The organism is Streptomyces sp. NPDC059649 (assembly GCF_042734445.1).
Classification (GTDB): Bacteria; Actinomycetota; Actinomycetes; order Streptomycetales; family Streptomycetaceae; genus Streptomyces.
Genome location: NZ_JBHWDV010000024.1, coordinates 16,733 through 27,213 on the forward strand (window position 1 = coordinate 16,733; position 10,481 = coordinate 27,213).

The following is a 10,481-nucleotide window of genomic DNA, read 5'->3' on the forward strand; positions in this document are numbered from 1 at the left end:
GGCGGGTGCGGGGCGGGCGTAGCGTGGTGGGCATGACGAAGTACGGAAGCTTCCCCGGTGCGCGGCCGCGGCGGCTGCGCACCACCCCGGCGATGCGCCGGATGGTCGCCGAGTACCGGCTGCACCCGTCCGATCTGATCCTCCCGGCGTTCGTCCGTGAGGGCATCGCCGAGCCGGCGCCGATCTCCGCGATGCCCGGCGTCGTCCAGCACACCCGCGACACCCTCCGCAAGGCCGCCGTCGAGGCGGTGACGGCGGGGGTCGCCGGGATCATGCTGTTCGGCGTGCCGCTGGACGAGAAGAAGGACGCGGCGGGCACCGCCGGCACCGACCCGGACGGCATCCTGCAGGTCGCCATCCGGGACGTCCGCGCCGAGGTCGGCGACGACCTGGTGATCATGTCGGACCTGTGCCTGGACGAGTACACCGACCACGGCCACTGCGGTGTCCTGGACGCCGCCGGCCGCGTCGACAACGACGCGACGCTGGAGCGCTACGCGGAGATGGCGCAGGTCCAGGCCGACGCGGGCGTCCACGTCGTGGGCCCCAGCGGCATGATGGACGGCCAGGTCGGCGTGGTCCGGGACGCCCTGGACCAGACCGGCCACGAGGACGTGTCGATCCTCGCCTACACCGCGAAGTACTCCTCGGCGTTCTACGGCCCGTTCCGCGAGGCGGTGGGCTCGTCGCTGCGGGGCGACCGCAAGACGTACCAGCAGGACCCCGCCAACCTCCGCGAGTCGCTGCGCGAGCTGGCGCTCGACCTGGACGAGGGCGCCGACATGGTCATGGTCAAGCCGGCGCTGCCCTACCTGGACGTGCTGGCGAAGATCGCCGACGCGGTGGACGTGCCGGTCGCCGCGTACCAGATCTCCGGCGAGTACGCGATGGTCGAGGCGGCCGCCGAGAAGGGCTGGATCGACCGCGACAAGGCCATCCTGGAGACCCTGACGGGCATCAAGCGGGCCGGCGCGAACATGATCCTCACGTACTGGGCGACGGAGGTCGCGCGGAACCTGTGACGCGGCAGGCGCCGCCGGCATCGAGCTCCCGCCCCGGACCTTGGGGCGGGAGCTTTGTCGTACTTGTCAGGTTTTGACCGCCGCACGCGGGGCACGGACTCGATGTCGACGAAGACCGCGACGGAGACTGAACGAGGAGCGGGTCACCGTGACTGCCAAGGACACCATGCGGGCCAAGGGCGCCCAGGTCATCGGCGCCATGAAGGAGGTCGTCGGCAAGGCGACCCACAACCGCAAGCTGCAGGCCGAAGGAAAGGCCGAGAAGGCGGCCGGGCACGGACTGGATGCGAAGGAGAAGGCCGCGCACAGGCTGCGCAGGCATTGACGCCCCACGTACTCGGCTGCGGCGCCGTGGGCGTTGCTCGCCGTTGTGCGCTTTGCGGCGCCCCCGCACGTACCTGTCTGCGGCGCCGCGGGTCTTGTTCGCCGTTGCTCCCCCACGCCCTTTAGGCAGTGGGGGAACCACGGCGAGAAACCACCGCGGCGCCGCAGACAACGGCGTGGGCAAGCCGTCAGAGACGCTCGGGCGTGCGGATTCCCAGCAGGGCCATGCCCTGGTGGAGGGTGCGGGCCGTCAGGTCGCAGAGGAAGAGGCGGTTGGCGACCTGGTCGGGGCCGCCCTCGGCCTTCAGGACCGGGCACTGGTCGTAGAAGGTGGTGAAGAGGGAGGCGAGGCTGTAGAGGTACGCGGCGACCTTGTGCGGCTCGTAGGACGCGGCGGCCTCGATGACGGTCTCGCCGAACTGGTCGAGGTGCAGGCCCAGCGCCCGCTCCGCGGGGGCCAGCGCCAGCTCCGGGTGCGCCTCGGGACGCGCGTCGCCGGCCTTGCGGAAGATCGACCGGATCCGGGCATAGGCGTACTGGAGGTAGACGGACGTGTCGCCGTTGAGCGACACCATCTGGTCCAGGTCGAACTTGTAGTCCCGGCTCGGGGACGTCGACAGGTCCGCGTACTTCACCGCGCCGATGCCCACCTGCGCACCGTTCTCGGTGATCTCCGGCTCGGTCAGGCCGATCGGCTCGCCCTTCTCCCGCACCACCGCCGTGGCCCGCTCGACCGCCTCGTCGAGGAGGTCCTCCAGGCGGACCGTCTCGCCCTCGCGGGTCTTGAACGGCTTGCCGTCCGCGCCCAGGACCGTGCCGTAGCCCATGTTGTGCGCGGTGACGCCGTCGTTCAGCCAGCCCGCCCGGCGGGCCGTCTCGAAGACCATCCGGAAGTGCAGGGACTGGCGGACGTCCACGACGTACAGCAGCGTCGTCGCGTTGAGGTCGAAGACGCGGTTGCGGATCGCGGAGAGGTCACTGGCCGCGTAGCCGAAGCCGCCGTCGGCCTTCTGGACGATCAGCGGGACCGGCTGGTCGTCCTTGCCGCGGATCTCGTCGAAGAAGACGACGAGGGCGCCCTCGGAGCGGACGGCCACGCCGGACTCCTCCAGGAGCCGGGCCGTCTCGGCCATCATGTCGTTGTACGCGGACTCGCCGACGATCTCGTCGTCGCGGATCTCCATGTCCAGCTTCTCGAAGACCGAGTAGAAGTAGACCTTCGACTCGTCGACGAACCGCTGCCACAGGTCGAGGGTCTCCTTGTCGCCGGACTGGAGGGCGACGACCCGCTTGCGGGCGCGCTCCTTGAACGCCTCGTCGGCGTCGAAGACCGCGCGGGACGCCTTGTAGACCCGGTTGAGGTTCGACATGGCCTGCTCGCCGTCGACCTCGGACGCCGGGGCCAGCTCGCCGGGGTGCTCGATCAGGTACTGGATGAGCATGCCGAACTGGGTGCCCCAGTCGCCGATGTGGTGCCGGCCGATCGTCCGCTCGCCGGTGAAGTCCAGCATGTGGCGCAGCGCGTCACCGATGACCGCCGAGCGCAGGTGCCCGACGTGCATCTCCTTGGCCACGTTCGGCTGGGCGTAGTCGATGATCGTGACGCCCGGCTTCTCCTTCAGCGGCACGCCGAGCCGGTCGTCGGCGGCGCGGGCGGCGAGCGTCTCGGTGATCGCCTTGTCGGTGATCGTGATGTTCAGGAAGCCGGGGCCGGAGACCTCGACCTCCTGGAGGAGGTCGCCGTCGCCGATCGCGTCGACGACCTTGGTCGCCAGCTCCCGGGGGTTGCCCTTCAGCTTCTTGGCGAGCGCCAGCAGGCCGTTGGCCTGGAAGTCGGCCCGGTCGCTACGTCGCAGCAGCGGGTCCGCGGCGCCGGCCTCCGGCAGGGCTGCCGAGAGGGCGTCCGCGACGCGCTGGTGGACCGAAGCTGCGAGGGAAGGGACCGAGGCCATGAAGCTGCGCTCTCTTCTAGACGAAGGTGTCTTTGAAGGGGAAAGGGTTTGCCACTGAGTATCCCACGCCGTTACCACTGAATTTCCGGACGGCGGCGTCTGGGACAATGGCACCGTCAGGCATTTGTGCGTCGCACGCGCAAGACGGCGCAATCGAGGAAGCACCAGGAAGAGGAAGGGCCGATCGTGGCTCAGCAGAGCACCGAGACCGACTGGGTCTCCAGGTTCGCGGATGACGTCATTGCCGAGGCGGAGCGCCGCGCCCCCGGCAAACCTGTCGTCGTCGCGTCCGGCCTGTCGCCCTCCGGCCCGATCCACCTCGGCAACCTCCGCGAGGTCATGACCCCGCACCTGGTCGCCGACGAGATCCGCCGTCGTGGCCACGAGGTCCGGCACCTCATCTCCTGGGACGACTACGACCGCTACCGCAAGGTCCCGGCCGGCGTCGAGGGCGTCGACGAGTCCTGGGCCGAGCACATCGGCAAGCCGCTGACCTCCGTACCGGCGCCGGCCGGCTCGGCGTACCCGAACTGGGCGGAGCACTTCAAGGCCGCCATGACCGAGGCGCTGGCCGAGCTGGGCGTCGAGTACGACGGCATCAGCCAGACCGAGCAGTACACCTCCGGGGTCTACCGCGAGCAGGTCCTGCACGCGATGAAGCACCGCGCGGACATCGACGCGATCCTCGCCCAGTACCGCACCAAGAAGGCCCCCGCGAAGAAGTCCCAGAAGCCCGTCGACGAGGCGGAGCTGGAGGCGGCCGAGGGCTCCGGCGCGGCCAGCGAGGACGACGGCAGCGGCGGCTCGGCCGGCTACTTCCCGTACAAGCCGTACTGCGGGCAGTGCGAGAAGGACCTCACCACCGTCACCTCGTACGACGACGCGACCACCGAGCTGACCTACACCTGCACCGCCTGCGGCTTCGGGGAGACGGTCCGGCTGAGCGAGTTCCACCGCGGCAAGCTGGTCTGGAAGGTCGACTGGCCGATGCGCTGGGCGTACGAGGGCGTGATCTTCGAGCCGTCCGGTGTCGACCACTCCTCGCCCGGCTCCTCCTTCGTCGTCGGCGGGCAGATCGTCCGCGAGATCTTCGGCGGCGCCCAGCCGATCGGTCCGATGTACGCCTTCGTCGGCATCAGCGGCATGGCCAAGATGTCCTCGTCGCGCGGCGGCGTGCCGACCCCGGGCGACGCGCTGAAGATCATGGAGGCGCCGCTGCTGCGCTGGCTGTACGCCCGCCGCAAGCCCAACCAGTCCTTCAAGATCGCCTTTGACCAGGAGATCCAGCGGCTCTACGACGAGTGGGACAAGCTGGAGGCCAAGGTCGCCGACGGCACCGCGCTGCCCGCCGACGCGGCCGCCCACTCCCGCGCGGTGCGCACCGCCGCCGGCGAACTGCCCCGTACCCCGCGCCCGTTGCCGTACCGCACCCTCGCCTCCGTCGTGGACATCACCGCCGGCCACGACGAGCAGACCCTGCGGATCCTCGGCGAGCTGGACCCGGCCAACCCCGTCACGTCCCTGGACGAGACCCGGCCCCGGCTCGACCGGGCCGAGCACTGGATCAACACCCAGGTCCCGGCCGACCAGCGCACCATCGTGCGTGACGAGCCGGACGCCGAGCTGCTGGCCTCGCTGGACGACCAGGCCCGCGCATCGCTGCGGCTGCTGCTCGACGGCCTCGACGAGCACTGGTCGCTGGACGGCCTGACCACGCTCGTCTACGGCGTGCCGAAGGTCCAGGCGGGGCTGGCCCCGGACGCCAAGCCGACGCCCGAGCTGAAGGTCGCCCAGCGCGCCTTCTTCGCGCTGCTCTACCACCTGCTGGTCGGCCGCGACACCGGGCCGCGGCTGCCCACGCTGCTGCTGGCGGTCGGCGCCGACCGGGTGCGCAAGCTGCTCGGCGGCTGACGGCACCGCCGCCTGGTCGTAGACACGCCGCCGTCGGGTCGTAGGCGCCGCGCCGGCCGGTGCGACTCAAGGCTGAGAACGGGTTCGGCCCCGGGGAGGAGGATCCCCGGGGCCGAACCCGTCACGCTGGTGACATGAGGGGAATCATCGGCTTCATCGCCATGCTCCAAGGAGCGATGGGTTTCATCGGCAAGACCTTCTTCGACGGCGCCTGGGGGCTGCTGGCCCACTGGTTCGACCTGCCGTCGGTCGCCTACCTCGGCCTCATCCTGGCCGGCGCGGCACTGGCCGTGTGGGGCGAAATGGACAAGAAGCGGAAGGCGCAGCGGGCTTGAGGGGGCCGGGGGTGCCGCCTCCGTCTACGGGATGTACTCGCGTCTACGGGATGTACTCGGCTTCCATCTCCGACTTGATGCGCTGCCGGAAGTCCTTCACGAATCCGAGCAGGTGGTCTTCGTGCAGGGAGCGGCCGTCCTGGGCCCCGATGCCGTGGGAGTGCAGCAGGTAGCGGCCGAACTGCCGGGAATCCGGGAAGCCGTTCTTCTCCGCCACGTACGCCCGGTAGGCCGTGTAGAGCTCTTCATCGCTCGGAATGTCTTCGGGGAGCGCGGGGGCGGGCGACGCCTGCTCGGGAATCGGCAGCGGGGCGCCCGCGGTGCCCAGCGGACGGCTGCGACCGGGGCCGACGGGGATGGTCAGCTGAGGGGCGGCGGGCGGTTGTCCGGCTTCCGGGGTCGGTTCGGGCTCGGGAGTTGCTACGGGGGCCGGTTCCGGCGCCGGCGCCCAGGCCGGATCCGGAGCCGGCGCGGGTTGGGGGGCCGGCTGCGGCCGTTCGTCCGCCACGGCCGGGGCCGGGGGCTGCACCGCGGCCGGGGCGGGGGTGGGGGACGGCGTCAGGGCCGGTACCTCGATGCCCGCCGCCGCGAGCCCGGCCGGTGCTGTCGTCGTCAGCGGCACGCCGTACCGGGCGAGCCGCAGCGGCATCAGGGACTCCACCGGAGCCTTACGGCGCCAGCCGCGCCCGAAGCGCGACCGCAGGCGCGCCTGGTACACGAGCCGTTCCTGCTCCAGCTTGATCACCGCGTCGTAGGACCGTAGTTCCCACAGCTTCATCCGCCGCCACAGCAGGAACGTGGGGAGGGGCGCCAGCAGCCAGCGGGTGAGGCGCACCCCCTCCATGTGCTTGTCCGCCGTGATGTCGGCGATCCGCCCGATGGCGTGCCGGGCGGCCTCGACGGCCACCACGAACAGCACCGGGATCACCGCGTGCATCCCCACGCCCAGCGCGTCCGGCCAGGCCGCCGCGCCGTTGAAGGCGATGGTGGCGGCGGTCAGCAGCCAGGCGGTCTGCCGCAGCAGCGGGAACGGGATCCGGATCCAGGTCAGCAGCAGGTCCAGCGCCAGCAGCACCACGATGCCGGCGTCGATGCCGATCGGGAAGACGACCGAGAAGGCGCCGAAGCCCTTCTTCTCGGCCAGTGCGCGGACCGCCGCGTAGGAGCCGGTGAAGCCGATGGCGGCGATCACCGCCGCACCGGCGACGACCACACCGATGAGGATGCGGTGGGTACGAGTCAACTGCGCCGTCTTCGTCGCGGACACCCGCGGTCCCTCCCCGGCTCGGCGACATGGCGCGCCTAGCCTGGCACACCCTCCGCCGGGCCCCGCCGGGAGGTGCCCGGAGGGGCCGGGGCGGGGCGGCGGAGGTCTCGGGCCGGCCTCAGATCGGTGTCGGATCGACGTCAGGTCGGCGTCGGATCGAGGTCGGATCGAGGTCGGATCGACGTCAGTGGTTCGCCTTGAGGGCGGCGGCGACCGCTTCCTTGGCGGCGGCCTGGGCCTTCTTCAGCAGGTCAGCGCCCTTGGGGGTGTCGGCGCCGGCCAGGCCCGCACCGTTGTAGTTGATCGTTACGACGATGTTGGAGGCGCGGGCGACGATGGTGGTGTTCTTGAAGTCGTTGCCCTCCTTCTTCACGTCGCAGGTGATCGCGGTGGCCTCGTCGCCGGTGCCGGCGGTCTGGGCGGTCTTGAGCTTCTTGGCGCCCTTGGTGGCCTTCGCGTCGGCGACCTGCTTGGTGTAGAAGTCGGTGGCGCGCTTCTCGCCGGAGCCGATGCCCGGGTCGGAGTCGTAGCGCTGGTAGCCGATGTCCAGCCAGCGGAACTGGGTGCCGTCGACGCCGTGTTCCTCGGAGCTGTTCCAGGAGCAGGTGCCGTGCGCGGCGTTGTCCGTGGACTGGCCCTGGTCCCCGGCGGCGTCCTTCACCTTGGGCAGCAGCTTCTTGACGGTGTCCTTGGAGAACGCCGAGCAGGGGTTCGGCAGCTTCTGGTACTTCGCGGGCGCCACGGTCGGCGACGGCTGGGCGGAGCGGCTGGGCGCGGCGGAGGAGGCATCACCGGAACCGGAGTCCGAGCTGCCGCTGTCCGAGCCGGAGCAGCCGGCGACGAGCAGTACTGGTACTGCTGCGCAGGTGAGGAGGCTGGCGAGGCGCTTGGCTGAACGGTGCATGGTTCCTTCGCTGTTCGTCGTCGTGCGTCGGCGTCGGTGGTCGGCGTCGTACGTCGTTCGGCGTGGTCAGTCGTGGTGCGAGGTCGGTTCGCTAGAGGGCACGGTACGCGGCGCCGCGGGGTGGGTGACCGTTTCGTACCGGTGAGCACAAGGCGCGAAACGGGCATAGTGATTCGACTCCGGACCATCAGCCCGAGTCGCGCAACTCGGGCTATTCGGCGAGGCGATCGGCCAGCTCATCGGCCAGCGAACGGGCTTTGTCCTGCAGTTCCTGGCTCTCCGGCAACATCGACTTGTCCGTGGACCACTGGTCGTAGGTGATCGTCACGATGACGTTCGACGTGCGAAAGACCACAGTGATGTCGCGGTGCACACCGGAGTCCGCGGTGATCAACTTGTCGTTGAGGAACGCGGCGTCGGCCAGACCGTCGAGCACGCGCGGCGCGGTCGAGGCGCCGGCGCCGGCACTCGGGTCCGTGGTCGGCGACGTGGTCGAGGCCGCGCTCGGGTCTCCGCCTGCGTCTCCGCTCGCGTCGGTGCCGGGCTTGTCCGTGGCGTCGCCATTTCCCGCCGGGGTCTTCCCGGCGGCCTTCCCCGCGGCGCTCGCCCCGCCCTTCGCGCCCCTCGGCTCTTCCGCACCGTTGGAGCCCTTGGTGTCCTTGGTGCTCTTTGTGCTCTTCGACGGGGACGGGGTGGGGGAGGAACCGGCGCCGCCGCCGGACGGAATCCGGGCGGCCAGTTCCTTGCTGTCGTAGATCCCCTGCGCCTTGTCGTCATCGCTGACGGCCGCGTCGTACGAGACCACGCGCTGGATGTCGAGGCTCAGATGGCGGGTGCCCGCGTCGGTCTCGCGGGTCCAGTGGCAGCCGACCCGGCGGTCGGTGTCGTACGTGATGTCGGCCTGGCCGCCGTAGAGCTTGTCGGCCTCGGTGTCGGAGAGCTGCTGGCCGTCGCCGGGCAGCATGGCGCGGACGGTGCTGCGCCCAGGCAGCCCGCACGCCTCCGGGAGGGTCTGGTAGCGGCCCGGTTCGGCGGACTGGCTCGTCGCGGCGGGGTCGCCGCCCTTGGCGTCGGCGGCGTCACCGTCGGTGCCAGGGCCGCCGGTGCAGCCGGCGAGGCCGACGGCCAGCGCCGCGACGGCCACCAGTGCGGCACCGGGTACGAACGGCTTGCGGGGCATCGTTCGCGGCTCCTTCCCTCGAATTCCCTCGGAAAATGCGGTTGCCGCCGGGCGGCGGCCGATGGACACAATGTCTATCGCACGTCTTGCCGCGTACGCCGGTTCACCGTCCAAGATCAGGTATTTTGTCCGGCTTTTGCGTTTTTCAGGTTTTCGGGGGAATGAGGAAGTTATGCCGTACGTCGAGGTACCCGGCGCCCAGGTGCCCATCCGGATGTGGACCGACCCGGCCACGGTCGAGGACGTCGCGATGCAGCAACTGCGCAACGTCGCCACCCTGCCGTGGATCAAGGGCCTGGCCGTGATGCCCGATGTGCACTACGGCAAGGGCGCCACGGTCGGCTCGGTGATCGCGATGCGCGGGGCGGTCTGCCCGGCGGCGGTCGGCGTCGACATCGGCTGCGGAATGAGCGCGGTCAAGACCTCGCTCACCGCCAACGACCTGCCCGGTGACCTGTCCCGGCTGCGCTCCAAGATCGAGCAGACCATTCCGGTGGGCCGGGGCATGCACGACGACCCGGTCGACCCCGGCCGGCTGCACGGCTTGCCGACCTCCGGGTGGGACGACTTCTGGGCGCGCTTCGACGGAGTCGCCGACGCGGTCAAGTTCCGTCACGAGCGGGCCGTGAAGCAGATGGGCACGCTCGGCGGCGGCAACCACTTCCACGAGATCTGCCTCGACGAGAACGACTCCGTGTGGATCATGCTGCACTCCGGGTCGCGCAACATCGGCAAGGAGCTCGCCGAGTACCACATGGGCGTGGCCCAGAAGCTGCCGCAGAACCAGGGCCTGGTTGACCGCGACCTCGCCGTCTTCATCGCGGACACCCCGCAGATGGCGGCATACCGCAACGACCTCTTCTGGGCCCAGGAGTACGCCAAGCACAACCGCGAGATCATGATGGCGCTCACCCAGGACGTCGTCCGCCGGGAGTTCAAGAAGGCCAGGGTGACCTTCGGTGAGGTGATCTCCTGCCACCACAACTACGTGGCGGAGGAGCAGTACGACGGCATGGACCTGCTGGTGACCCGTAAGGGCGCGATCCGGGCGGGCGGCGGCGAGTACGGCATCATCCCCGGCTCGATGGGCACCGGCTCGTACATCGTCCGTGGCCTCGGCAACCCGGCGTCCTTCAACTCCGCCTCGCACGGCGCCGGCCGCAAGATGAGCCGCAACGCCGCCAAGAAGCGCTTCACGACGCGCGACCTGGCGGAGCAGACGCGGGGCGTGGAGTGCCGCAAGGACTCCGGGGTGATCGACGAGATCCCCGGCGCCTACAAGCCGATCGAGAAGGTCATCGATCAGCAGCGCGACCTGGTGGAGGTCATCGCGCACCTCAAGCAGGTGGTGTGCGTGAAGGGCTGAGGGCGAGGGGGCGGTTGGTCGGGGCCGGTTCGTCGGGCCGGTTTGTCTGGGCCGGCACGGGCGGGGGAGGGCCTGGGGCTTGGGGGCTCGGGAGGCTCGGGGCTTCGAGAGGGCTCGGTTGTGGGGCGGGGGGGGGCGGGGGGGCCCCCCCCCGCATATTAGGGGCGCTGCCCGGTTGGGGCGGGTTTTGCGCGATGATTTTGAAGGCCCGGTAGGGGCG

At 70.4% G+C, this 10,481-nt stretch carries 9 protein-coding genes; 5 read left to right on the plus strand and 4 right to left on the minus strand.

The window, feature by feature from the left end:
- The first annotated feature begins 32 nt into the window (after window positions 1-32).
- Both hemB and ACFV1J_RS23380 read left to right on the plus strand, forming a co-directional pair.
- The gene (gene hemB, locus ACFV1J_RS23375) at window positions 33-1,022 is read left to right on the plus strand and encodes a porphobilinogen synthase (RefSeq protein WP_385860899.1); all 990 of its coding nucleotides are present in this window, start codon (window positions 33-35) and stop codon (window positions 1,020-1,022) included.
- 148 nt (window positions 1,023-1,170) lie between these two features.
- Window positions 1,171-1,347, plus strand: a complete 177-nt coding sequence (locus ACFV1J_RS23380; RefSeq protein WP_385860900.1) for a CsbD family protein — start codon at window positions 1,171-1,173, stop codon at window positions 1,345-1,347.
- Window positions 1,348-1,534: 187 nt separating this feature from the next.
- On the opposite strand, the gene argS is transcribed toward ACFV1J_RS23380, so the two are convergent.
- Complete coding sequence (argS, locus tag ACFV1J_RS23385) at window positions 1,535-3,298, minus strand: arginine--tRNA ligase (RefSeq protein WP_385860902.1); 1,764 nt, start codon at window positions 3,296-3,298, stop codon at window positions 1,535-1,537.
- A 186-nt stretch (window positions 3,299-3,484) separates the two neighbouring features.
- On the opposite strand from argS, the gene lysS reads away from it, so the two are divergent.
- Window positions 3,485-5,209 (plus strand): lysine--tRNA ligase, encoded by a 1,725-nt coding sequence (lysS, locus tag ACFV1J_RS23390; RefSeq protein ID WP_385860904.1) that lies wholly within the window; start codon window positions 3,485-3,487, stop codon window positions 5,207-5,209.
- 134 nt (window positions 5,210-5,343) lie between these two features.
- The gene (locus tag ACFV1J_RS23395) at window positions 5,344-5,544 is read left to right on the plus strand and encodes a hypothetical protein (protein ID WP_385860905.1); all 201 of its coding nucleotides are present in this window, start codon (window positions 5,344-5,346) and stop codon (window positions 5,542-5,544) included.
- 43 nt (window positions 5,545-5,587) lie between these two features.
- On the opposite strand, the gene ACFV1J_RS23400 is transcribed toward ACFV1J_RS23395, so the two are convergent.
- From ACFV1J_RS23400 to ACFV1J_RS23410, 3 genes are all read right to left on the minus strand, one after another.
- Window positions 5,588-6,811, minus strand: coding sequence for a DUF2637 domain-containing protein (locus tag ACFV1J_RS23400; RefSeq protein ID WP_385860906.1), 1,224 nt, complete (start codon window positions 6,809-6,811; stop codon window positions 5,588-5,590).
- Between the two features lie 184 nt (window positions 6,812-6,995).
- Window positions 6,996-7,715, minus strand: coding sequence for a DUF3558 family protein (locus ACFV1J_RS23405; protein WP_385860907.1), 720 nt, complete (start codon window positions 7,713-7,715; stop codon window positions 6,996-6,998).
- 211 nt (window positions 7,716-7,926) lie between these two features.
- Window positions 7,927-8,895, minus strand: a complete 969-nt coding sequence (locus ACFV1J_RS23410; RefSeq protein WP_385860908.1) for a hypothetical protein — start codon at window positions 8,893-8,895, stop codon at window positions 7,927-7,929.
- Between the two features lie 172 nt (window positions 8,896-9,067).
- Between ACFV1J_RS23410 and ACFV1J_RS23415 the strand changes: the two genes are divergently transcribed.
- Complete coding sequence (locus tag ACFV1J_RS23415; RefSeq protein ID WP_385860910.1) at window positions 9,068-10,261, plus strand: RtcB family protein; 1,194 nt, start codon at window positions 9,068-9,070, stop codon at window positions 10,259-10,261.
- The last annotated feature ends 220 nt before the right edge of the window (window positions 10,262-10,481 follow it).